16 protein-coding genes and 1 pseudogene are annotated in these 24,429 nt (G+C 37.3%); 16 read left to right on the top strand and 1 reads right to left on the bottom strand.

The window, feature by feature from the left end:
- Position 1: 1 nt before the first annotated feature.
- From LV92_RS14920 to LV92_RS14885, 8 genes and pseudogenes are all read left to right on the top strand, one after another.
- On the top strand, positions 2 to 526 hold the full coding sequence (locus LV92_RS14920) for a hypothetical protein (protein ID WP_111624420.1): 525 nt from the start codon (positions 2 to 4) through the stop codon (positions 524 to 526).
- A 579-nt stretch (positions 527 to 1,105) separates the two neighbouring features.
- Positions 1,106 to 1,696 carry a YceI family protein gene (locus LV92_RS14915; RefSeq protein WP_111624532.1) on the top strand — a complete coding sequence of 197 codons (591 nt, stop codon included), beginning with the start codon at positions 1,106 to 1,108 and terminating at the stop codon, positions 1,694 to 1,696.
- Positions 1,697 to 1,769: 73 nt separating this feature from the next.
- Positions 1,770 to 2,474, top strand: a complete 705-nt coding sequence (locus tag LV92_RS14910; RefSeq protein ID WP_111624531.1) for a PepSY domain-containing protein — start codon at positions 1,770 to 1,772, stop codon at positions 2,472 to 2,474.
- Between the two features lie 108 nt (positions 2,475 to 2,582).
- Entirely contained in the window at positions 2,583 to 3,200 is a 618-nt protein-coding gene (locus tag LV92_RS14905) for a GNAT family N-acetyltransferase (protein ID WP_170126338.1), read from the top strand.
- A 359-nt stretch (positions 3,201 to 3,559) separates the two neighbouring features.
- Positions 3,560 to 4,126, top strand: a complete 567-nt coding sequence (locus tag LV92_RS14900; protein WP_111624418.1) for a helix-turn-helix domain-containing protein — start codon at positions 3,560 to 3,562, stop codon at positions 4,124 to 4,126.
- Between the two features lie 98 nt (positions 4,127 to 4,224).
- Positions 4,225 to 5,018 (top strand): annotated as a pseudogene (locus LV92_RS14895) (cation transporter).
- A gap of 111 nt (positions 5,019 to 5,129) precedes the next feature.
- Positions 5,130 to 7,388, top strand: a complete 2,259-nt coding sequence (locus LV92_RS14890; protein WP_111624417.1) for a heavy metal translocating P-type ATPase — start codon at positions 5,130 to 5,132, stop codon at positions 7,386 to 7,388.
- A 23-nt stretch (positions 7,389 to 7,411) separates the two neighbouring features.
- Complete coding sequence (locus LV92_RS14885; protein ID WP_103440861.1) at positions 7,412 to 7,630, top strand: heavy-metal-associated domain-containing protein; 219 nt, start codon at positions 7,412 to 7,414, stop codon at positions 7,628 to 7,630.
- Between the two features lie 219 nt (positions 7,631 to 7,849).
- On the opposite strand, the gene LV92_RS14880 is transcribed toward LV92_RS14885, so the two are convergent.
- Positions 7,850 to 9,106: a tyrosine-type recombinase/integrase gene (locus tag LV92_RS14880; protein ID WP_103440860.1), complete on the bottom strand. Its 1,257-nt coding sequence runs from the start codon at positions 9,104 to 9,106 to the stop codon at positions 7,850 to 7,852.
- 480 nt (positions 9,107 to 9,586) lie between these two features.
- On the opposite strand from LV92_RS14880, the gene LV92_RS14875 reads away from it, so the two are divergent.
- From LV92_RS14875 to LV92_RS14840, 8 genes are all read left to right on the top strand, one after another.
- Positions 9,587 to 9,763: an N-acetylmuramoyl-L-alanine amidase gene (locus LV92_RS14875; RefSeq protein ID WP_111624416.1), complete on the top strand. Its 177-nt coding sequence runs from the start codon at positions 9,587 to 9,589 to the stop codon at positions 9,761 to 9,763.
- 738 nt (positions 9,764 to 10,501) lie between these two features.
- Entirely contained in the window at positions 10,502 to 12,013 is a 1,512-nt protein-coding gene (locus LV92_RS14870) for a TolB family protein (protein WP_111624415.1), read from the top strand.
- A 743-nt stretch (positions 12,014 to 12,756) separates the two neighbouring features.
- Complete coding sequence (locus tag LV92_RS14865) at positions 12,757 to 14,244, top strand: DUF1593 domain-containing protein (RefSeq protein ID WP_111624414.1); 1,488 nt, start codon at positions 12,757 to 12,759, stop codon at positions 14,242 to 14,244.
- Between the two features lie 629 nt (positions 14,245 to 14,873).
- Complete coding sequence (locus LV92_RS14860; RefSeq protein ID WP_211322994.1) at positions 14,874 to 16,385, top strand: sulfatase family protein; 1,512 nt, start codon at positions 14,874 to 14,876, stop codon at positions 16,383 to 16,385.
- Between the two features lie 291 nt (positions 16,386 to 16,676).
- Positions 16,677 to 17,777, top strand: a complete 1,101-nt coding sequence (locus LV92_RS14855) for a hypothetical protein (RefSeq protein ID WP_111624412.1) — start codon at positions 16,677 to 16,679, stop codon at positions 17,775 to 17,777.
- A 67-nt stretch (positions 17,778 to 17,844) separates the two neighbouring features.
- Complete coding sequence (locus LV92_RS14850; RefSeq protein ID WP_111624411.1) at positions 17,845 to 19,515, top strand: glycoside hydrolase family 43 protein; 1,671 nt, start codon at positions 17,845 to 17,847, stop codon at positions 19,513 to 19,515.
- Between the two features lie 286 nt (positions 19,516 to 19,801).
- Positions 19,802 to 22,249, top strand: a complete 2,448-nt coding sequence (locus LV92_RS14845; protein WP_111624410.1) for an outer membrane protein assembly factor BamB family protein — start codon at positions 19,802 to 19,804, stop codon at positions 22,247 to 22,249.
- 91 nt (positions 22,250 to 22,340) lie between these two features.
- The gene (locus LV92_RS14840; RefSeq protein WP_111624409.1) at positions 22,341 to 24,287 is read left to right on the top strand and encodes an FG-GAP-like repeat-containing protein; all 1,947 of its coding nucleotides are present in this window, start codon (positions 22,341 to 22,343) and stop codon (positions 24,285 to 24,287) included.
- The last annotated feature ends 142 nt before the right edge of the window (positions 24,288 to 24,429 follow it).

Here is a 24,429-nt window from a genome sequence, read left to right as displayed (position 1 = left end):
AATGAAAGAATTAAGTCTCAGCATTTACGTCGTACCGACCATAGCATTGGTTTTGGTAATTCTCTTCTATTACCATTTTGTCAATCAAGTTGGGAACAAGCTAAATTATAGAAAGTCCATAATTACGGTGTCTTTATTGGCGTTTATTTTGAATTTTATTTGGGAATTCGCACAAGGTCCATTATACAAAGGATTTAAATACGATTGGCAGCATATTTCATTCTGTATGTTGGCATCCATAGCAGATATGTTGATGGTACTCATATTGCTCTTCTCGTTTGGATTGATTTATAAAAATGTGTATTGGATAAATAGTATGGATTTGAACAAAGTGTTGCTTTTGGTCTTTGTTGGCTTTTCGGGTTCAATACTTGCGGAAGTCTTTCATACCATGCGGGGCGATTGGTCGTATACCGATACGATGCCATTACTGCCAGTAATGGAGGTAGGTGTTTCGCCCGTTCTACAGTTTATGATATTGCCATGGCTGATTTATTCGATAAGCAAGCAAATGGTAAAAGAATAATAAGATAAAAATCTGGGAGTGATCGGGAAGTGTTTCCCGCCAAAGTACAGATCTTTATTGTTTAAGAAAAAGTCCTGTTATGGGAAGGGAATATTTAGTTAGTTATTAGTGTTTAATGCCCTTCCCTTGACAGGCACAATAAACTAAATGAGTTGTTATGAAATGAGCCATTACAATTTTAGATACCAATAGATATGTTCAATGGCGCATTACACCCGACTGAAAGAAATAGTCTGGCAGGTCTGACTTACAAAAATAAATAGATATCAACAGATGAAAGATTGTTGTAAAAATAGACCTCCAAAGTCGAAAAAACGAGGTTGGAAAATTTGGTTGAACTATGCAATTTACATCATAATAGGCGCTATTTTCATAGGTGCGCTTATTTTACAAATAATTAATAACCTGTATTATAAATAATTAAACATGAAAATACCGATTTTATTTTCCTTGCTGCTTATAAGCCCCGATTCTGGTAGCTCTGGCTATTAGTTGTGCCTTTTATTCTCCATGGCTTTATAAACTATTTAGAAAAAACTGGTACTATCAAAAGAAAAGGTGAAACTAAAACTAATTCGTATGAATAAATTTATTACAGTGGAAAGTGATAGGGATTTATGTCTATCCAGAAACTTGATTGTTTTATTATCGACCTTGTTACTGATTCTTAGCAGTAATGCGTCGTCTGCACAAGTATATACCACCAAGGAAGGAATTGCGAATTTCAAGGCAAAAATGTCATTTAATTCATATACTGGCGAGTCAGACCGGTTAAACGGAACCATTAATTTTGTAACTGGAGAAGTAGCTTTTAGGTTACCAGTTAAATCCATAAAGACAGGTAAGGATAAACGTGATGAACATATGTACGAGTTACTTAAATTGCAAAAATATCCCGATGTTGTCTTTGAAGGAAAACTAATCGATGACTTTGATTTTGATAAAAAGGCCAAGCAAACGGTCAAGGTAAAAGGAGATTTTACCCTTGCGGGATCCACCCGACAAATAACGGTTCCACTAGATCTGAATCCCGTGTCAAAAGGCATACAACTGAACGCAACATGGTCGCTGTTGATTACCGATTACGGTTTGGAACGCCCAAGTTTGGCATTTATAAAAGTTAATGATAAGCATGATTTAAGTGTTGTTGCAGTGCTTAAAGAGAAATAAAATTCAAAAAAAATATGACCCTACCAAAGATGATATCCAACGTATAATTTCCTTTTTCAGTAATCCAATAGTAATGGTAACAAGACAAACAGCAATAAAAATCAGAAAAGCACACCGGTATTTAGGTCTTTTTTTGGGTATCCAGTTCCTAATATGGACGATTAGTGGCATGTATTTTAGCTGGACGGATATTGATGAGATACACGGCGACCATTTCAAAAAGGAAATTCTGGAACAAACCGCTTTTTCCGATTTATTGGGCACAACACAATTAGAGATTGAACAACCAGTTCGATCTATGGAATTACTTGAAATTGCAGGCAGTCCCTATTATTGGATTAATGGAACAACCCTGTACAATGCCCGAACAGGGAACAAAAAAAATGAAACTACCCAACAAGAAGCCCAACAAGTAGCTAACCGGTATATGCAACCTGAATTAAAAGTGTCAGGAATCAAACGTATAGAAGAAGTGGATAAGCACCACGAATACCGCGGTCGCCCCTTGCCAGCTTATGAGATTTCCTATGAAACCCCTCAAAATCTCAAGGCCTATGTAGCAATTGAAAATGGGGAGTTCCAAGCGGTACGACACCGCAAGTGGCGTTGGTTCGATTTTCTGTGGATGACACATACCATGGATTACGAAGGAAGGGATGACTTTAACACCTTTGTACTAAGGGCGTTTTCTCTATTGGGATTGATTACCGTAGTAAGCGGATTTACCTTATGGTACATATCCTCGCCAACAATGCGAAAAATTGGAGAAAAAACATAATTATTAACTACAATATACATTGGGATGGAAATCACAACTCGATGGATCACAACGAAATAGACAAATATAATTCTGGAAATGGAGCGAAGTATATATTATAAGTTATTAATGATTCCAAATAAAATTCGAAACGGGCTATTCTTTTTTACTTTAAGTAACTTTTTAACCCGATTTGGTCTGAATATCTATCCTTATTATTGGGATAAGGAAGAATTTATCCATGTCACTGAACCAAAGATAAAAGATAATCCTGCACCCTATAGGGTGGTGCAATTAACAATTGATGAAATAGGCCTCATGAATAAAGTACTGGGAATAGCCCCAGGAAAATTAGAGAATGATATACAGGAAGGGCATTTGTGCCTAGGCTTAAAGCATAAGAATAAAATTGTGTCTATGGTGTTCGCCAAAACCCAGAATTTCATATATAAAGAGCGGACCATTAAACTAAATAATGACCAAGCATATATATACAATCTATATACTCTTGAAGAGCACAGAGGCAAGAACCTAGCGCCCTTTCTGCGCTACCATTTATACAAGACATTAGAAAAAACGGGAGTCAAAGAAATTTATTGCATAACCGGGTATTTAAATAAACCGTCACTTAAGTCCAACAGAAAGTTGTCCATATGGCACAAGCAATTGTTTCTATATGTTGGACTTTTTAAAAAATATCACTGGCATTTTAAATTGAAAGATTATGGAACAACACAAATCGGATAATTGGCACCAAGTAACAGCTTGAATTATATGGGTTTAAAGAAGGATTAGTGTCCACATAGCTTTAATAATATTAGTGGGACAACAGGGAGGATTCATTTTTGTTAGGAAAGACCATATCAACAAATCTAAAATTGGTATGGGGTAATTTTTTAGCTATTAATTAAGTTGGATGATGAGTCAAAATAGAAGAAGTAAAAGAAAAAATCAAGAGAAACGACTAAAAGGAAGTATTTCCAAACGAGATAAAATATACGGAATACTGGCGATAGTGTTGTTATTTCTTTTAGCGGCAATATTGGTTATTATCAATGCAATTAGATAATCGCGTGGCGTACTATACAATTTGAAACTGGAATTATATGAGCAACATCATCCACATAAAAAATATGGTCTGTCCAAGATGTATCTCTGCAGTATCCAATATTTTGGAACAACTTGAGATACCGTATGTTTCTATCAATTTAGGGGAGGTGAAATTACTTTCCTCTTTAGATACCAAAACTAAAAGCGATTTATCTAAGGCCCTTCAAAATTGGGGTTTTAATTTGATCGACGATCGTAAAAGTCAACTTATTGAACAAATGAAAACATTGGTTATAGATAAGATCCATCATTCTGCGAACGAATTGGATATTAAATGGGCAGACCATATAAGTGAAATCCTGCACCTTGATTATAAATACTTGAGTTCTCTTTTCTCATCCGTTGAAAGCATCACGTTTGAACAATATATCATCAACCAGAAAATTGAACGTGTAAAAGAACTCATTGTTTATGACGAACTGACTTTGAGTCAGATAGCCTTTAAACTACACTATAGTAGCGTTGCCTATTTGAGCAATCAGTTTAAAAAGATAACAGGTATGACACCTTCACAATTTAAAATAAGCACGAACAAGAACCGTAAATTCTTGGATGGGATTTAGAGTAAAATAATGTGATATTTGGATATAGTTCTAAAATGGTATTTTAATTGGCCAATTGAAATTATGATATTTCAGAAAATTCTTAAAAACAATCTGTAATGCAAAAAACAATATTTGAAATCTCAAAGTTGGATTGTCCCTCAGAGGAAAACCTAATCCGGATGAAATTGGACGAAATTTCAAGTATTGCGAATTTAGATTTTGATATTCCCAATCGAAAATTGACTGTTTTTCACAACGGAGAAATTTACCAAATTGAAAAGTCAATAAACGAACTTAATTTAGGCGGAAAAAAATCTCAACTGAAAAAACTGAGCAAACCGATTTTGAAGAACATACTAACCAACGAAAATTACTTTGGACTGTTCTTGGAATTAACTTTGCTTTTTTTGTTATTGAAATGACAACGGGCTTGATTTCAAAATCAATGGGACTTGTTGCGGACAGTTTGGATATGTTAGCAGACAGTTTTGTTTATGGAATTAGTCTTTTTGCAGTTGGCGGAACTTTAATCAAAAAGAAGCGAATTGCAAAAATTGCAGGATATTTTCAAATCACACTTGCAGTTATTGGATTTATAGAGATTTTAAGACGATTTTTGGGAAACGAAAGACTTCCAGATTTTGCGACAATGATTGTTGTTTCAATTTTCGCTTTAATCGCAAACGGAATTTGTTTGTATTTATTGCAAAAGTCAAAAAGCAAAGAAGAAGTGCATATGAAAGCAAGCATGATTTTCACTTCAAATGATGTGATTATAAATTTAGGCGTGATAACAGCAGGACTTTTAGTGAATTGGTTAAATTCAGGAAAACCTGATTTGATTGTAGGAACAATTGTCTTTGTTTTAGTTATCCAAGGTGCTTTTAGAATATTAAAATTGAGCAATTAAAGTGTCGTTAGTTTCCATAATCAGCTAATTCTACAAATTTTTCAGTAAATAACGTAATACATTAAAGTCCTTTAATTCCGAAATTTGAAGTGTACAAATAAGAATGGGATTATGGAGACAGTTAACATATTGGAAACCAAAGAAAAAAGCAATAAACAGGGAATAAAAGAATCATTCCCAGTTACAGGTATGACCTGTGCGTCTTGTGCAGCGAGTGTTGAATCTGTATTAAAACACACAGAAGGCGTTTTTGATGCCAGTGTCAACTTTGCCAATAGTTCTGTTCTTGTGGAGTATGATCAAGAGTTGAGCCCTAATCAACTTCAAGATGCGCTTCGCGAAGTTGGTTATGATATCATTATTGATGCAGAAGATCCTTCAGAAGTGCAACAAGAACTTCAGCAGAAGCACTACCAAGATATTAAAGAGCGTACTATCTGGTCGGCGATTCTTACACTTCCCATTTTTGTATTAGGAATGTTTTTTATGCAATGGGAACCTGGGAAATGGATATCCTTGGTATTAACTTTTCCTGTCCTCTTTTGGTTCGGTCGCAGCTTTTTCATCAATGCTTTCAAGCAAGCCAAACACGGTAAGGCGAATATGGATACATTGGTAGGCTTGAGTACAGGAATCGCTTTCCTCTTTAGTGTATTTAATACTTTTTTCCCTGAATTTTGGTTGAGTCGCGGTATCGAGCCTCACGTTTATTTTGAGGCGGCTACGGTAATTATAACCTTTATTTCATTGGGGAAACTATTGGAAGAAAAGGCTAAATCCAACACGTCTTCTGCTATTAAAAAGCTGATGGGTCTGCAACCGAAAACCCTCAAAATTATTGAGAATGGGGAAGAAAAGGAAATTCCTATTTCCGCTGTGCAAGTGGGTCAGACCATTTTGGTACGTCCGGGAGAAAAGATACCTGTAGATGGAGAAGTTTCCAAAGGAAGCTCGTATGTAGATGAAAGTATGATTACGGGAGAACCTCTTCCAGTAGAAAAAACAAAGGATGAAAAAGTCTTCGCTGGTACGGTAAACCAAAAAGGGAGCTTTCAATTTACCGCTGAAAAAGTAGGTAGGGAAACCTTACTGTCCCAAATCATAAAAATGGTTCAAGAGGCACAAGGTAGCAAGGCTCCCGTTCAAAAACTTGTAGATAAAATTGCTGGAATATTTGTTCCAATCGTTTTGGGTATTTCTATCATTACGTTCATTGTATGGATGTCAGTAGGTGGCGAAAATGCATTTTCACAAGCCTTATTAACCTCAGTAGCGGTATTGGTTATAGCCTGTCCCTGTGCATTGGGATTGGCAACACCTACCGCGATAATGGTAGGTATCGGTAAAGGAGCCGAGAACAATATCCTAATAAAAGATGCCGAAAGTTTAGAACTCGGTCATAAAGTAAATGCGGTCATTCTTGATAAAACAGGTACAATTACAGCAGGAAAACCATTAGTAACTGATATACTTTGGAATGTTAAACTTGAAAATAATAATGACTACAAGCAAATTCTTTTAGCCATTGAAGCGCAATCAGAACATCCTTTGGCGGAAGCAGTAGTCAACCACTTAAAGGAGGAAGATATTGAACAAGCTGAAATTGCTTCTTTTGAAAGTATCACGGGACAAGGTGTGAAAGCTCAAACAGAAAATGGTTCACAATACTATGTTGGAAACCATAAATTAATGCTTGAAAAAAATATCCGGATCGACCCTTCCTTAATGCAAACAGCAGAAAGTCTCGAAGAGCAAGCGAAAACGGTTATATTCTTTGGGAATGAAAAACAAGTACTGGCGATACTCGCCATTGCCGACAAAATAAAGGAAACCTCAAAATTGGCCATAGCAACACTTCAAGAAAGAGGTATCGAGGTATATATGCTTACCGGAGATAATAATAAAACCGCATCTGCTGTCGCAAAACAAGTAGGAGTAACAAATTACCAAGGCGAAGTAATGCCTTCAGAGAAAGCAGCTTTTGTTGAGAAATTACAAGCGGAAGGAAAGATAGTAGCTATGGTAGGTGATGGCATCAACGATTCCCACGCTTTGGCACAGGCCAATGTTAGTATTGCTATGGGTAAAGGTTCGGACATAGCGATGGACGTCGCGAAAATGACATTGATAACGTCAGATTTACAATCCATCCCAAAAGCGTTGGAACTATCAAAGAGGACTGTATTGGGGATACGTCAGAACCTGTTTTGGGCATTCATTTATAATCTCATTGGTATTCCTATTGCAGCAGGCGTTTTGTATCCTGTAAATGGATTTTTATTGGACCCAATGATTGCAGGAATGGCCATGGCTTTCAGTAGCGTATCTGTAGTTCTAAATAGCTTAAGACTTAAACGAGTAAAACTTTAATATTAATTATAAATTCAAATACTATGAAAACTTTAAAATTTAAAACAAATATTAATTGTGGTGGTTGTGTATCAAAAGTAACCCCATTTTTAAACAAGCAAGAAGGTATAGAAAGTTGGGAAGTGGATACCGATAATCCTGACAAAATTTTAACCATAAAAAGCGCTGGTGCTTCAGAAGAAGATGTAAAAACTACGTTGCAAAAAATTGGGTTCAAGGCAGAAAGTGTAAGTTCGAATTAGTGGCATTTTTTTGGTCAATTGGGAGAAAACAGAGCATTCAAAAACCATAATAAATTTGGAGCTTAGTATTGGCCATTTTGAATGTAATATTTAAATATCGTGAGGGGTGAAGGAGTACTATTTAGAAGTTTTAAAGAGTTTAATAAGTTATTGAAAATTCTCTATGGTGAAGTTTTGGATGATATCATTCGGATATTTAAACGAAAATAAAGAAGGAGTCTAAGAAACAACAAGCTCATTGGCCTCATCCAAAACAGAGTTGGTAAAACTTTTCAAATAGATTTCGGTAGTTCTTAAGGAACTATGACCTAAACCTTCACTGATTATTTCTGTAGATATGCCCATAAATTTGGCTATCGTGGCCCAGGAATGGCGGATGTAGTAGGTCGTGAATTCTCCTTCTATCCCCGCATCTTTCGCAATGATCTTAAGACGTTCGTTCATTCTCCTCCTTTGCGATTTGTACTTTTGAAAATGTTTGGTGCTTCCGTCATAGTTCGTGGGAAACAAATAATCCTCTGGTTGTTTCCCCTTAAGGTAGAACTCCAGGGTGTTCCCCAGACTTTCGGTAATCCTGACGGAGAATGGGTCACCCGTTTTGCTCCTGCCATATTGAAGTCGGCCGTCCTTGATATTCTGCACTTTAAGCTTTACAAGATCTATAAAGTTCATTCCCCTGCAGTAGAACATGATCAGGGCATAGTTCTTTGCATGCCAAAGAGGGCTTTCGTGCTCATATTCCAATTCCTTTATATCCATAATCTTGACTTTTGCCACGGCCTTCTTTTTGGTCCTCGCCATTGATGGCGTCCTATAATGATCGAACGGATTTTTGATCGGAACAAATTGGTCCTCTTTAATGGCACTATTGTATATGGACCTAATCGCCCTGATGTACATCCCTATCGTGTTCTTGGAATTTCCCTTGCTCAGTTGTTGGGCCTCGAAGTCCTTGAGAAATGTCACGGAAATATCGTAGAGAAATATATCCTTTCCATTGTTAAATTTAGTCATGGCATCCAAGCCACTTTGGTACCACTGTGCCGTGCCCGGAATGTTCGCTGCCCGTTTTCTTTTTATCAACACACTTCCCCATTGGGATAATGAAATATTATTTTCCACCTTCTTTTTTATCTCAAAATCCAGTTCGGTATCCCATCTGCCCTTGATATGGCCCAGAAGGAGGTCTACGTCCATCCGGTCGATACTATCGCCGAGCTCGTATACCACTTGTTTGGCCCAATGGAACTTATCGCCAAGTTCAGCGTTTATCTTTTGGCAATCCGAACTATTGTTCACTGCTGCGGATTTGCGCAGAAGATGGTTTTTTGAGTCCCATCCTGCAGGGGAGGTGTAATGGCCAATGCCAAGCAGTCGATTCTTTATATGGAAGACCCTGAGGACTATGGGATATAGGCCGGTAATCCTACTTTTGGATTTCTTCCTTGTGTCGAGTATCAGACTTACCTTGGCCATTGATTCTTGGATATTATAAGTAAAAGGTAAGAAATAAAAACGCTCACTTTACGCTCACTTTTCCTTGATATCAAAAGGCTACAAATGACTACAAAATAAGTCAAAATGATTTAAATTGTTGATATTCAAGTACATAAGATAGGCATATAACATGTTTTGATGTCCTATCTTATAGACTTACAAGCAGGGGGTCACTGGTTCGAACCCAGTAGGGCCCACAGTAACAAAGACAAGGCTTCCAAGAAATTGGAAGCCTTTTTTGTTGGCCTTGAAAATTGCTAAAAACGCTCACTTTAGGCTCACTTTTCTTCTATTTTGTCGAAACTGAATTGTACTCTAGACTATTACATTCATTATAATCAACTTATAATCAATTTTTTATCAATATTCTTAATGGAAATATATTTGGTTTTGAAAATCAAAAAGCAGGGGGTCATAAATTTTAGACATACAATGTTCGTGGTTGCCGATACTATATAAATGAGGGGAATGAAATATGCTAATTTTCAGGTGCTTAGAGAAACCCAATACGTTTGTCCAGTGATATTATTGGAGGTGGGGTTTTTGTCTAATAGGGAGGAAGCGGAGCATTCTATTAAGGTCTCGAGCATAAGAGCATATGCATTGGTTATTTTGAATTCAATAATTAACTCTTGATAAGAATATAAGGGTAAAGAATGTTTAAAATAATGCTTCAATAATTGGAATAGGAAAGAATTATAATTCCAAGTCACCATGAAGAATGGAAGGTATGGTTGACCCCTGAATATTTTTCCGAGATATAATTTGAATTGGGTCTATGATTGCTTTTTTGAGAACATTGGAATAAGGTAGCAATTTATTCAAAGTAACTTTGAATGACTTTTAAATATCACTGCATATCTGTGTCGTAACCTAGCCTTGATTTAAGGAATATATTGGTTTAGTGACATTGTTTACTCCAAAATATGACTTTACCTAATTGAAACTGGCTTAACACTTTTTTTTTCATTGAAGATAGCTAAAACTATGTTTCTGTAAAATACTCTCCAAGTGCCATTTCCTATTTCCCTTTTCTTCAGGACCAAGCGACTGTGAAATGTATGTATAATATGTTTTCCAACAAATTGAATTTTTTTGGTTGGTTTCAAAATGTACTTAGTAGGTCCATAAGCAAATACGGGTATTCTTTCGGATATGCTACAGATGGATAAGGTGTGAATTTTTTAGTAAAAATCATATCACCTTTTATAATAATCATACGCCCCTCAACCTTTATCTGAAACTTAATAGCATTGTATTGTTAAAAAAGAATAGCCTTTTAAATGACAGTTCATGTATACTATGTAACTGACCTAAATTATAATATTGGTGTATAATGAATTGTTCCAATTGTGTTTATAAACAATGTAAAATATGAACTTTAAATTTTTACTCTTTTGTATAAGCATATTACAGATGTCGTTTGCCCAAGAAAACGCAATTGGAATTTTTCAAAACAATAAAGACATTGGCAACCCAAAATTAGCTGGGTCGGCTTCTTACGATGACGCAACTCAGACATATATGATAAAAGGTGCAGGTTATAACATCTGGGGACAACGGGATGAACACCGTTATCTCTTCAATAAAATCAAGGGTGATTTTATAGTGACCGCCAATTTCGAATTCGAAGGCTATAACGAGGTTCATCGCAAAATTGGATGGATGGCACGAGCCACTAAGGCTGATGATGCAGTGATGGCAGGTGGATTTTTACATGGAGACGGACTTATGACGGGTCAATGGCGTGAACGTAAAGGAGCAGAAATGCGTAATCCGGAAAATAACGTTGCTGCCGAAAAGCGCTTTCAACAAATTATACAATTAGAGCGCCAGGGAAATCTGTTTATTGTACGGACGGCGCATCCTGGAGAACCATTGCAAGAAATCAGTTCCAAAGAATTGCCATATATGCCAGAAGAGGCTTTGACAGGTGTTGTAATAAGTTCCCATGATGTTGATAAAATTGAAACGGCAAAAGTTTGGAACGTCCGTATTGATCAACCAGTGGCAGATTCCTATAACCCTTATAAAGATGGTTGGATTGGCTGCCGTATGGAAACTATGAATGTTTTCGATGGCAAACGTAAGGTAATTCTCGAAAAGGATGGGCGCTTTGAAGCTCCTAACTGGATGCCCGATGGTAAAGATTTGTTGTTTAATATGGATGGGTCGTTGTATACTATTCCGATAAGTGGTGGCGAAACGAAAAAATTAAATACAGGATTTGCTGACAAGATAAATAATGACCATTGTATTTCTTTTGATGGTAAAATGTTGGGTATTAGCTATAAAGATGGTAAGGGTTCAAACGTTTTTGTGTTACCGCTTTCAGGAGGTGAACCTAAAGCGATTACGACAGAGGCCCCTTCTTACCTCCATGGTTGGTCGGCAAACAACAAAGAGGTCGTATATGTAGCTCAAAGAGACGGTAATAAAATCTATAATATTTACAAAAAATCGATTAAGGGTGGACTAGAGATAAAATTAACAAACAATAAGAAATTAGAACATGTTGATGGATGCGAATATTCCCCGGATGGTAAATACATTTATTATAATGGGTCAAAGAACGGGGGTACCATGCAACTATGGAGGATGAAGCCTGATGGAAGTAATAAGGAACAGCTAACTTTTGATCAGTACAACAATTGGTTCCCCCATATCTCCCCAGATGGAAAATGGTTAGCCTTTATTTCCTTCAATCCGGATATTGAATTGAATTCCCATCCAAATTACAAACAAGTTATGTTGCGCTTAATGCCCGTTTCAGGGGGAGCCCCAAAAGTAATTGCCTATATGTATGGAGGACAGGGTACATTAAATGTCAATTCATGGTCGCCTGATAGCAAACATATCGCCTTTGTAAGTAATTCGAAGAAATAGATGGTTATGTCAAAAAAATAAGAGACAGTCGAGTTGAAATTTGATTCAGAATATAGATGTTCATGATTTTTAGTGCAGTTAAGTTAGTTGTTTGAAAGCACGGGTTTAGGCCCGTGCTTTTATTTTTTTGAGAAAGTGATGGTCAATGTTGAAGACGATAAAAAAATGATTCATAAAAGCACTTTTATTGTTTGGTTTTGAAAAATATGGGCCATTTGCATTAAAGATTGGAAAGGCTAGGAAAACTATTGCTACTGGAAAATGGTTAAGGAAATTAGGTCAATGCAAATTTTAAATTGCAAAAATAAAGTATCGAGGGTTGGTTGAATTAGCCGAGAGTTTTATGGGAAATCATATAACCTTATTTGTTAATCATATGTCCCTAAATTTTTACCAGAAAGACCTTAAAATTGTATAGTAGGAAATAAAAAAGATTTATGAAGTGTCATGAATATGTTGAACCTGAATGTGTTGTTCAAGATGTGATTTCTAATGAGAATATAATAAAAGCTAGATTATATAGAGGAGATAGAGGAACCTATTAATCGGTGTTGAATTCAAGTAGAATTTCACGTGAAGTGATACTTTCATTGTCGGATAAAATGAAATTAATAGAAGCTAAAGATATCTGGAATGTTACACCAATACATAATGACAATACTTCCGTTGCCTTAACTATTGGAGATCGCGATGCTGCGATTATTAAATTAAATTGAAATATTGAATTTTAGCAACAAAAAAATATGAAACGTTTTTATCCTTTGTTTGTTTTCTTTTTTTTTATAATAAACCATAGTCAATCACAATCAGTAAAACCAAGACTAATTGTTCTAGCCGACATGGGGAACGAGACGGATGAAGTGCAGCAGATGCATCACCTTTTGATGTGTTCAAACGCCATCGATATTGAAGGACTAATAGCTGTAACGGGTATTTTTCTGCAGCCGAGCAACCCGACTGCTTATAGAAGTGTCACCCATCCAGAGCTTTTTCAAAAACTGATTGATGGATATGAGAAGGTGTATCCAAACTTAAATTTACACGCTAAAGGTTGGCCACCTCCCTTTGGCTTGCGAATAAAAGTATCAAGTGGGCAGCCTGAATATGGTATGAGCGGTGTTGGAGATGGTAAATCCACTGAAGGGTCAAACTGGATTATTAATCGGGTTACTCAAGACGACTCACGTCCAATTCATGTTGTAATCAATGCAGGATCCAATACTCTTGCTCAAGCTCTCTACGATTACCGCAAGACCCATACGACTAAGGAAGTTGATGCCTTTGTTGAAAAGCTTCGAGTATACGAAAATGCTGCCCAAGATGAGGCCGGAGCATGGATCAATAATCAATTTCCTAAAATCCATTGGATACGTTCCATCCATCAAACTAAGAACTTTGGAGGTCCAGACAATAAGAACCTAGGGCCGCATAACTGGAAGCCCTTCCCTTATACAAGTAAGGGGCAGGATGATTGGGCTCACGAACACGTGCGTTCTGCACACGGTGCTTTGGGTGAACTGTATCCAATGCGACAACACACTGAAACTGACCAGGCCTTCGATAATCCTCCTTTTATAGAGGGTGGTGGCACCATTCCCTGGATGAGTCTTGTGCCGCACGGGTTGACCGATCCTTCAGAACAGACCTGGGGCGGTTGGAGTGGTCGTTTTGGCGCAAAAAAGGTAAAGAATGTTCCTTCTCGCATAGGCAGAGTGAAGCCGCACGAAGAAGTGTACAAACCTTGGGAGGTATACACTGATGCCATTGACCATTGGGTCGATCCAGAAACAGGGATAGAGTATCACGATGAAAACACGGCTATCTGGCCATGGCGGCAGGCCATGTGGAATGATCTTCACGCCCGAATGGACTGGTGCATCAAAACTTACAAAGAAGCTAATCACCACCCCGTAGCAGTTATCAATGGGGATTCATCAGACCAAATCGTTCGTGTATCGGCAAAGGTTGAAGACAAGCTTGATTTCGACGCCTTGGCTTCGACGGATCCAGATCGAGATTCTCTAGACTACAAATGGTGGATTTATCCAGAAGCCGGGATGAAGCCTTACGGGACGGAACTTAGCATCGAGAATGCTGACCAGGCCAAGATCTCAATCACGGTTCCGAACGACGCAAAAGGCAAAGAGCTGCATTTGATTCTCGAAGTCTGGGATGAGAGCGAGATTGTACCACTGGTTGATTATAGGCGCGTAGTAATCTCAGTAGAATAGAAATGTCAATTAATGGTCGCCTGATGGTAAATATATTGCCTTTGTAAGTAATTAGAAGAAATAGATTGTTGTGTAAAAAATAAGGGACTGTAGAGTTGAAATCTGATTTAAAAAATAGGTATTCAAGATTTTTAGTGTAGTTGAGTTAGTTGTTTGAAAGCACGGGTTTCGGCCCGTGTTTTAATTGTTTTAGGAAAAAGACCAGCCAATGTTGAAGACGATAAATAGAATAATTTATAAAAGTGCTTTCATTGTTGTGTTTTAAAAAATAAAGTAACTAGGGATGGTTGAATTAGTTGTGAGTTGTGTGAGAAAATCATATTACCCTATTTATTAATCATACGCCCCTAAACCTTAATCTGAATGTTCATAGCATTGTATTGTAGGATAATAAAAACAATTTAAAAAGTGTTTCTTGAACGCTATGTACTTGATAGGAATTCAATTTCCGGTATTTGAGGAATTGATCCAACTGTATTTATAAATTAAGGAAGGTGAAAGAAAACTTTAGTCGAAGTATGACACATGGATGTAAAAACCGAATGCTAATGAGCAAAGGTTCTTCAATTGGGGTATCAAGAAGTGGTAAAAACCGGTAACAACATATTATAACTGCATAATAAAGACTTATGAAAACACTAGATAACACTGTCATGATTAAGAAAAAAAATGGTTTGGAAATTCCACTTTTTATTTCAATCTCTCTTTTTAGTTTACTTTTTTTCTTGAGCTCAACAGCAAATGGGCAAATTAAAAGTGGCCAAGCACCTAATATAGTACTTATTTTCATGGATGATATGGGGTATGGCGATCTGGATTTAAATGGCGCTATTGGTTATACATTGCCTAATATAAATAAGTTGGCATCCCAAGGAATGCGATTCACCAACTTTTATGCTGCTCAACCGATTTGTAGCGCTTCGAGGGCCGGTATCCTTACGGGATGCTATCCAAATCGTATTGGGCTAACTGGTGCATTATTTCCGGATTCAAAAATTGGAATGAACAGTGCGGAAGAAACTATTCCAGAAGTATTGAAGAAAAAAGGTTACGCCACTTCCATGGTAGGTAAATGGCATTTGGGAGATGCGAAGGAATTTTTGCCTTTGCAGCATGGTTTCGATGAGTATTTTGGCTTGCCGTATTCCAATGACATGTGGTCTATCGCGTATGATGGAAAGTTAGAAACGGATAAGTCATCTTGGCGGTCAAAAGTACCACCTCTTCCACTTATTGAGGGCAATAATATTATTGAGACTATTCAGAATATGGACCAGATGAATACGTTAACGACCCGTTATACTGAAAAAGCGGTCAGTTTTATCGAACGCCATAAAGGGCGACCTTTTTTTCTATATTTTGCCCATACCATGCCTCATGTCCCTCTTGCGGTATCCGATAAATTTAAAGGTAAAAGCGAACAAGGCCTGTATGGCGATGTTATGATGGAGATAGATTGGAGTGTAGGTCAAATCATGAAGATATTAAAAGAAAATGATTTAGAGAATAATACCCTAGTGGTTTTTACAAGTGACAATGGTCCATGGTTGACCTTTGGTGCCCATGGAGGTTCTTCGGGAGGGTTAAGGGAAGGAAAACAAACCACTTTTGAGGGCGGGCAACGGGAACCGGCAATTATGCGTTGGCCAGGAGTAATACCCGAAGGAACTGTTAATAATAAGTTGGCCTCTACCATCGATCTATTGCCCACATTTGCTGCAATTACCGAAGCCCCACTCCCGGAAAAGAAAATAGATGGAATCAATATTCTTCCTTTATTTAAAGGAAATGAGTACGAAAATCCCCGAGATACCTTTTATTATTATTACGGTAAAAACAGTTTGGAAGCAGTACGGGAAGGGCCTTGGAAGTTGGTGTTACCGCATAAATATAAGTCTGATGAAGGAGAACTTCCCGGTAAAGACGGGAACATAGGAAGTCGACATACCGATTCTATCGGATTGGCACTTTATGATTTACGAAGGGATCCTGGTGAACGATACAATGTGCTAAAACATAACCCGGATGTAGTTGAAAAATTACAAAAATTAGTGGAACGGGCCAGAGTGGATCTTGGGGATGATCTTACTGGTAGACCTGGGAACAATCGAAGAGAGCCGGGAAGAATTGGTGCTGAATAGAACAATACCTATTTAACGGTTGTAGACTTGTCTACCTGGAATTGAAACTTATACATTAAAATTCAATGGATGTTGGTTTATATATGATGTGATTCGTTTGACCATTGAATAGGAATGAATTGAGTTGAAGATGTCAAAAAATTGTAGAATCGCGATTATCATATTGAATAAAATGGTAACGAACCTAAATTGAAATTTACATCTCTTTCAAAAAACTTGGAGTAGAAGTAGATCAAATTTTACCCAATTTAAATGCAAACCGATTAATTAATCTAAAAAACACACTAGGATATGAACTTATTAAACAGAAGTATTTTTTTATTCCTCCTAATTAGCTTTAAAAGCGGACTTTCTTATTCTCAAAAAACAATAGTATCAATTGTCGAAGATCAATTTTTTATCAACGGAAAACCAACCTATGAAGGGCGTTATTGGCAAGGTCATAAAGTTGAAGGGCTTTTAATTAATTCGCGAATGGTTCAGGGTATTTTTGATGATATTGATTCTACTACATCGAAGTCCTTTGCGTATCCCGATACCAAAGTATGGGATGCAGATAGAAATAATCGTGAATTTGTAGAAGCCATGCCTGAGTGGCACAGTTATGGACTCAACAGTTTTACATTATGTATGCAAGGCGGAGGCCCAGCGGGATATAAAGGTAAACCATATATAAACCCTGGATTCTATGAGGATGGTTCTCTCAGAGAACCCTACATGAAGAGGCTTGATAATATTCTTAAAAAAGCAGATGAATTACAGATGGTCGTTATACTAGGTATCTTTTATTTTAGACAAGACCATCATTTAAAAGATGAAGCTGCAATAATTAATGCAACTTCCAACTTAATAGATTGGTTATTTGATAAGGGATATCGTAATGTGCTAATAGAAATTTGTAATGAAACCAATACCAAGAGTTACGATCATGATATTCTTTATCCAGATCGAATATCGGAATTGATTAGATTGGTAAAGAAAAAGAAAAAGAAAAACTATAGATATTTAGTAGGCACAAGCTTTGGGGGAATTACCGTGCCTAACTCGTCTGTGGTAAAGGCGTCCGATTTTCTATTGATTCATGGAAATGGGGCCGATACTCCCGACCAATTGACAAAGTTGGCGAATGATACACGGAAGGTGAAAGGGTATCGAAAAATGCCAATAATCAATAATGAAGATGACCATTTTAACTTTGATAAAGCAATAAATAATTTTACGACATCTATTGAGAGTTATGTTTCTTGGGGCTATTTGGATTTCCGTTTTCCAGGAGAGACAGATTATAGTGAAGGCTACCAGAGTGTTCCTGTGGATTGGGGGATAAACTCTGATCGAAAAAAAGCTTTCTTTAACAAGGTACGGGAAATTACAGGAGTCAATCAACCCTAATTTATATCCTCAAATCGAAATATTTTAAATAAACCATTTTAAACACAAAGTAGATAAATATAACCTCATGAGATTCACTACAATTAAAACAATCTTTGTTTCCCTTATTTTGTTGATCTTAACTTTTGATATACAGGCACAAACCAAAAATCCGATATTACCGGGATTTTATCCTGACCCAAGTATTTGTAGAGTAGGCGACGACTATTATATTGTAAATTCATCCTTTTCATTTTTTCCAGGAATTCCTATTTTTCATAGTAAAGATTTGTCCAACTGGAAACAGATAGGGCATGTGTTAGATAGACCTTCCCAATTGAATCTAACCGATGAGTGGATGTCCGCTGGCCTCTATGCTCCATCTTTACGTTATCACGAAGGCACATTTTATTTAATCAACACCTTAATGGGAGCTAAAGAAGGTAAGCAGGGAGGTAACTTTTATGTAACAGCCAAAAATGCAGCTGGCCCTTGGTCAGACCCAATTTGGTTGGATGAAATCGACGGTATTGACCCTTCATTTTTCTTTGATAATGATGGTAAGGCATATATTGTCAATAATGGCCCTGTTGCAGATGGAAAGCCTAGATATAGTGGACATCGGTCGGTGTGGTTGCAAGAGTTCAATTTAAAGACACAAAAACCAATAGGGAAACGTGTTGAATTATTGAACGGTGGTATTGACCCTTCAACGAATCCTATTTGGATCGAAGGTCCACACCTATTTAATAAGGATGGATTCTATTATTTGCTCTGCGCGGAAGGAGGAACAGGAATAGAACATCGAGAAGTTATTTTAAGGAGTAAAAATATATGGGGGCCTTATGAAGTTGGTAAAGATAATCCTATTCTCACCCAATTCGGTTTACCTGAAAATCGGAAAAACCCTGTAACCTGTACAGGACACGCCGACTTTGTGGATACTCCAGATGGAGATTGGGTTTCGGTTTTTCTAGGATGTCAGCCATATGAAGGTGAACATTTTAATACAGGGCGTCAGACTTTCATTCTTCCTGTTGAATGGAAAAAAGGAAAATGGCCTATGATTCTAGAAAAAGGCAAATCAGTTCCATTTGATGTTTCCCTACCCTTGAAACCTGCAGAAGGAAAAGTTTCTTTCCAAGACTATTCCTCGGACTGGAAAGATGATTTTGACAGTTTAAAATTGAATTTTGAATGGAATTTTATCCGGACTCCAAAGGAGAAATGGTATAATATCGATAATGGAAAATTAACCATAGACGCGAGGCCTATTAGTATCGATGAAGTAGGTAACCCTTCATTTATCGGTCGTCGTTTGCAACATAAAAAAGCTGAATTTATAACGAACGTTACGTTAATTCAAAGTCAAGGCAAATATGAAGGTAGACCTATGGAAGCTGGCATCGTAGCTTATCAAAATGAAGAGTTCTATTATAAATTGGTTCTGGAAAGAAAAGAGAATGGATATTATTTAATACTTTCTTCAGCCACACAAGAATTTGATAAAATTCAACTCAACGATTATAAACCAGGTCAATCCATTTTTCTGAAAATGCAAATTATAGAGAAGGATTTTCAGACCTATTATAGTTTAGATGAAACGAATTGGAAACCATTGGGTAGTAAATTAGATGCAAGACACTTGAGCACCAAGAGTGCTGGGGGTTATATTGGTGCATATTTTGGTCTTTACGCGCATGCTAAATCATCACAAAAAGCAGTATTCAATTGGGCAAAGTATAAAGAATTAAAATAAAAAAGCTGTATACCCTATAAGAATTGACATCAGTTACCCATCTATTGACGATTTAAGAGCGGGGCACTAAGTAAAATTACCAAATTGTCTTTGAGGGCTTAAATGGGAGCTGTAAAGAGTTATATCGAAAATACGCCATAGCGATAAAGTTGATTCCTGGATGGTGTAAACGAAATATGGCCTGTGCCCCAGAAAGAAATCAATCTGAGAAATGGAAAAATAATACAGGATTCTGGTGAACTGAACTGGCGCATTTGCCTGTGATAAAGCAATTTATATTGGTCAGTTGAAGATAAATTTAAAGCTCAATTCTTTATGCTTTTTCGCTTTGCTCCTTGGGAAGGGCCATGAGAGAATTGATTTCACAAGAAGCAAGATTAAGTATATCAATGTATTAATTTTTATAAAAAAAAAGATTCTTATAATGTGGACCAATACATCCAAAAATTCACAATCAAGCCAATATTTTGTTTTAAGCCTTTTTGTGGCGGTAATTTTTTTTGCCCTATTAGGTTGTACTGAAAAGATAGTTGATGGAAACAATCAACACAGGAGCTGGGAAGATTATGGAGGTAGCCCTGATCAGTCCAAATATGTTGATTTAAATCAAATAGACAAATTCAATGTTAAGGAATTAGAAGTAGCTTGGTTTTATCCTACCGGCGATAATAAGGCATATCAATTTAGTCCAATAATAGTGGATAACCAAATGTTTGTTTTAGCAAAAAACAATTCACTTGTGGCACTGAATGCATCCACTGGAGAAGAAATTTGGATTCATGCAAATTTAACCGGAATAGCCAGACGAGGAATTAATTATTGGGAAAGTAAAGATGGTAGAGATAAACGGCTTATTTTTCAGATTAACGATTATTTACAAGCGATTGATGCAACAACAGGGAAATCTATTCTCGCTTTTGGTGAAAATGGGTTGGTTGATTTAAAAAAGGGACTGGGAAGGGATCCAAATTCATTGGTGAGGGTTCAATCAGGATCTCCGGGAAAAATATTTGAAGATTTACTTCTTCTAGGTTCCTCGACTGGGGAATCGTATATGTCTACCCCAGGACATTTAAGGGCATTTAATGTTGTGACAGGCAAATTGGAATGGACTTTTCACACCATTCCACAACCTGGTGAATATGGTTATGAGACTTGGCCAAAAGATGCGCATAAATATGTTGGAGGAGTTAATTGTTGGGGAGAGATTTCATTGGATATTGAAAGGGGAATTGCCTATTACCCTTTGGGTTCACCCACATTTGATTACTATGGGGCCGACAGAATCGGAAGTAATTTGTATGGTAATTGTATTTTGGCATTGGATGCAAGAACTGGTAAAAGAATTTGGCATTTTCAAACCGTTCACCATGATTTATGGGATTATGACTTGTCTGCTGCGCCTCAATTAATTACCGTTAATCATAACGGTAAAGAAATCGATGCGGTTGCCGTAGCTGCGAAGAATGGCTTTCTTTTTGTTTTTAATAGGGTAACAGGAGAACCTTTATGGCCAATAGAGGAGAGACCAGTTCCCTCAAGTAAAGTGGTTGGGGAAGAGGCATGGCCTACTCAACCATTTCCTACTGTAGTTCCGCCTATTTCTCGTCAAGAAATTACGAAAGAAGATTTGAGTATCATTTTTCTAACTGAAAAGGAACGTGAGGAGTGGAAGCTTAAATTGGATAGTATTCCAAGCGGCCTCTATACTCCTCTCTCTGATAAGACTGAAACATTGGCCATGCCAGGACCTGTCGGAGGAGTCAATTGGGGAATGACTGCCGCAAATCCAACAGAAGGAACAGTGTTTGTGATTTCAATAAATTGGCCTTCAGTTTATGACAAATTATTGACGCTAGACCAATTACAGAATAGAAGTACTAAAGTGCCAGTTTCAACGGGAAATTCTGTGATTTACCAACAGAACTGTGCCTCATGTCATGGAGTAAACAGAACAGGCTTAGTAGGACCTTCACTCATAGATATTGAACAAAGCATGCAATTTAATGATTTTAGTCAGGTTTTAATCTCCGGACGAGGAGATATGCCGTCTTTTTCTCATTTGAGAGATGAAGAGATTAAAGAACTTTATGATTTCTTAGCGGATCAATCTCGAAATCAATCTGAAGGAAGAGGTAAAAATACCTCAGAAATCCCTCTTGGTCCTGTTGTGGCAGTGGGTGGGGCTTCGGGCGGATTGGAAAAAAGAACAATAGTACGTGAAGGCGGTAGATATGGAGCGCCTTACCCAGATGGGGTTAAAGTAGATCATGGCCGTATGTATCTCGACGAATGGGGGTTACATGCGCCTTATATAATAAATCCTCCTTGGTCAGAAATAATGGCCTTTGACTTAAATAAGGGAGAGATCAAATGGAAAAGATCTTTGGGTGAAGATTCTGAAGCAAATAAATTAGGATTTAAAAATACAGGGGTAATGAGAAGCACAAGAAATGGAATGATAGTTACATCTACTGGGTTAGTTTTTTCGACTTCAAAGGATGGAAATATTTATGCCTTTGATGCCGATAATGGTGAGGAATTATGGAGTTCAAAATTACCGGCTGCTACTCAAGGGCTTCCTGCCATGTATGAAGAAAATAATAGACAATACTTGGTAATACCGGCAATGGCGGGCCCTTTGAAGTTTGGTAGAGGAGGTAATACACTCGCAACAGATAAGGATTCTGACCCTCAAGGAGGTTATATTGTATATGCTTTGCCAATTGATTAACGTACTGTTTTGACGTTTGAAAGTTCTCTTGGATGAGGAACCTTTTAAGGATCCAAAATCTAGTATTAATTAGAATTTTTAATAATAACTCATGAAAACTAAACACATTTTATTTTTTATTTTTATGATGCCTTTGCTTATTGTTTCTCAAGAAATACCGCAGGTAACGGATATAAAATCAATGACATTTATACCGGATTATTTTTTTACGGGATCAACCCTTAATAAATGGAAGGGGCTCGGTACGGGAAAATGGAGCGCCCAGAACGGCACAATAACGGGAATGGTACAACAAGAAAACAAATCTGGAATCCTGATTTTCAATGAAGCGTTTCAAGATGTTGCCTTTCAAGTTTCGATCAAGAGGAACAGCAAGGTAGAGACAGGACTCCTTTTTAGGTTTCAGGAGAATAATAAGGGATTTGAGGCAGTTCTATTGTCTGTCGATGGAGAAGGAACGTTAGTTCCATTTAACGTCTATTTTGATGAGCAAGGAAATGAGACAAGCCGGGAACAGTTAGCCCAAGCTGGAGGTATATGGTACCGGGTAGCACCTGCTTTAAAGGAAAGTGCCCGCCAATATAAATCAGAGAAAATTTCCAAGGCTCCACTAGTCCCAATTGACCTTCCCGTTAAAATGCCGAATACGGATTTTGTAAATGGGGAATGGAACCAATTGGAAGTTTATTTGGATGTTAATGTTATAAGGTCATTTCTGAACGATGGTAGGGAAGTTGGCGGAACAACTGGAGAAGAAAAAAACGAAGATGGTTTTGGTCCTGTAGCCCTTTATATTCATGGTAAGGGAGAATCGCAATTTAAAAATATTTTGATAAAAGATATATCCATAAAAGAAACGCCAATTGAAAATATCTCTGGTAGATTTAGGGTACAACGAATAAGCGATATGTACTATTCTTGGGGAGCAAACGCGGCTGATTTTAACAGAGACGGATTTCTTGATGTTGTAGCTGGACCCTATATCTATTATGGACCTGACTATACAAAGCGAAGGGAGATTTTTCCGGCCGTTGCCAGTAGCCCCTCTCTGGAAATTCCCTACAGCAAGGTTCAGGATACCTATGATATTAATCATGATGGATGGCCAGATGTACTAGGAAGTGCCTTTAAAACAACACTTTACATTAATCCTAAAGGAGAAAGTAGGCGCTGGAAAAGCTACAATGTTCTCCCTGAAGGTATTAGGCAAAATGAAATAACAGTGTTTGAAGATATCGACCAGGATGGCACTCCCGAATTGGTATATGGAGCAGGTGGTTTTCTACGGTACGCAAAACCAGATAAAGATGACCCATCAAAACCTTGGACAGAATTTACAGTTTCTCAAAAAGGGTATGCCACGGCACATGGAATAGGAACCGGGGATATTAATGGAGATGGTCGGATTGATATATTGAATGCTTTTGGGTGGTGGGAACAGCCTATGGAATTAAATTTTACTCAACCATGGGACTACCACCCTGTTGCATTTGGGAGGTATGGCAAAAGAAGTACCAATATAGGAAGTAGCATAATGGCTGTCTATGATGTTAATGGTAATGGATTGAATGATGTTGTTGCAAATTTAAATGCCCATGGATTTGGTTTGGCATGGTATGAGCAGAAAAGGGATAAAAAAGGAGAAATCAGTTTTATCCGACATATGATTAATGATGATTATCAGTTCAATAATAAGGGCGGGGTGACATTTTCTCAACCTCACGGGGCTGCGTTTGCAGATATAGATAATGACGGAATAAAAGATTTTATAGTGGGTAAAAGGTATTTTGGACATTTAGATAATTATTACGACCCTGACCCATATAGCGATCCTGTACTGTATTGGTACAGAACTGTTAGAAATCCGGCTGCACCTGGTGGTGCTGAATTAGTTCCGGAACTTATACATAATCGTTCTGGCGCTGGTTCAGAAGTAACAGTCGTTGACCTTGATAATAATGGCACTTTGGACATTATCACATCTACCACCAATGGTACCTATATCTTTTGGAACAATGGTGGTAATAAAGAACATTGAGCTCCGTGCTTAATCTGGTACCTAAAACAAATTAAAGTGGTGAGTTCTAAATTGTGTAATCAAATTTATACTATCCCATCCTCAATGATAAATCTAGGTTATTTATTGATTACGCAGAATCCAGTCTATTCCACATCTTTAT

This window comes from Arenibacter echinorum (assembly GCF_003259375.1).
GTDB lineage: Bacteria > Bacteroidota > Bacteroidia > Flavobacteriales > Flavobacteriaceae > Arenibacter > Arenibacter echinorum.
Note: the sequence above shows the minus strand (reverse complement) of the source record. Positions and strands in the feature narration are given on the sequence as shown.

Excerpts from the sequence above, each read along its gene's own strand:
- LV92_RS14920 (WP_111624420.1), top strand. The coding sequence starts at position 2 with ATGAAAGAATTAAGTCTCAGCATTTACGTCGTACCGACCATAGCATTG.
- LV92_RS14915 (WP_111624532.1), top strand. The coding sequence starts at position 1,106 with ATGAATAAATTTATTACAGTGGAAAGTGATAGGGATTTATGTCTATCC.
- LV92_RS14910 (WP_111624531.1), top strand. The coding sequence starts at position 1,770 with ATGGTAACAAGACAAACAGCAATAAAAATCAGAAAAGCACACCGGTAT.
- LV92_RS14905 (WP_170126338.1), top strand. The coding sequence starts at position 2,583 with ATGATTCCAAATAAAATTCGAAACGGGCTATTCTTTTTTACTTTAAGT.
- LV92_RS14900 (WP_111624418.1), top strand. The coding sequence starts at position 3,560 with ATGAGCAACATCATCCACATAAAAAATATGGTCTGTCCAAGATGTATC.
- LV92_RS14890 (WP_111624417.1), top strand. The coding sequence starts at position 5,130 with ATGGAGACAGTTAACATATTGGAAACCAAAGAAAAAAGCAATAAACAG.
- LV92_RS14885 (WP_103440861.1), top strand. The coding sequence starts at position 7,412 with ATGAAAACTTTAAAATTTAAAACAAATATTAATTGTGGTGGTTGTGTA.
- LV92_RS14880 (WP_103440860.1), bottom strand. The coding sequence starts at position 9,106 with ATGGCCAAGGTAAGTCTGATACTCGACACAAGGAAGAAATCCAAAAGT.
- LV92_RS14875 (WP_111624416.1), top strand. The coding sequence starts at position 9,587 with ATGAGGGGAATGAAATATGCTAATTTTCAGGTGCTTAGAGAAACCCAA.
- LV92_RS14870 (WP_111624415.1), top strand. The coding sequence starts at position 10,502 with ATGAACTTTAAATTTTTACTCTTTTGTATAAGCATATTACAGATGTCG.
- LV92_RS14865 (WP_111624414.1), top strand. The coding sequence starts at position 12,757 with ATGAAACGTTTTTATCCTTTGTTTGTTTTCTTTTTTTTTATAATAAAC.
- LV92_RS14860 (WP_211322994.1), top strand. The coding sequence starts at position 14,874 with ATGAAAACACTAGATAACACTGTCATGATTAAGAAAAAAAATGGTTTG.
- LV92_RS14855 (WP_111624412.1), top strand. The coding sequence starts at position 16,677 with ATGAACTTATTAAACAGAAGTATTTTTTTATTCCTCCTAATTAGCTTT.
- LV92_RS14850 (WP_111624411.1), top strand. The coding sequence starts at position 17,845 with ATGAGATTCACTACAATTAAAACAATCTTTGTTTCCCTTATTTTGTTG.
- LV92_RS14840 (WP_111624409.1), top strand. The coding sequence starts at position 22,341 with ATGAAAACTAAACACATTTTATTTTTTATTTTTATGATGCCTTTGCTT.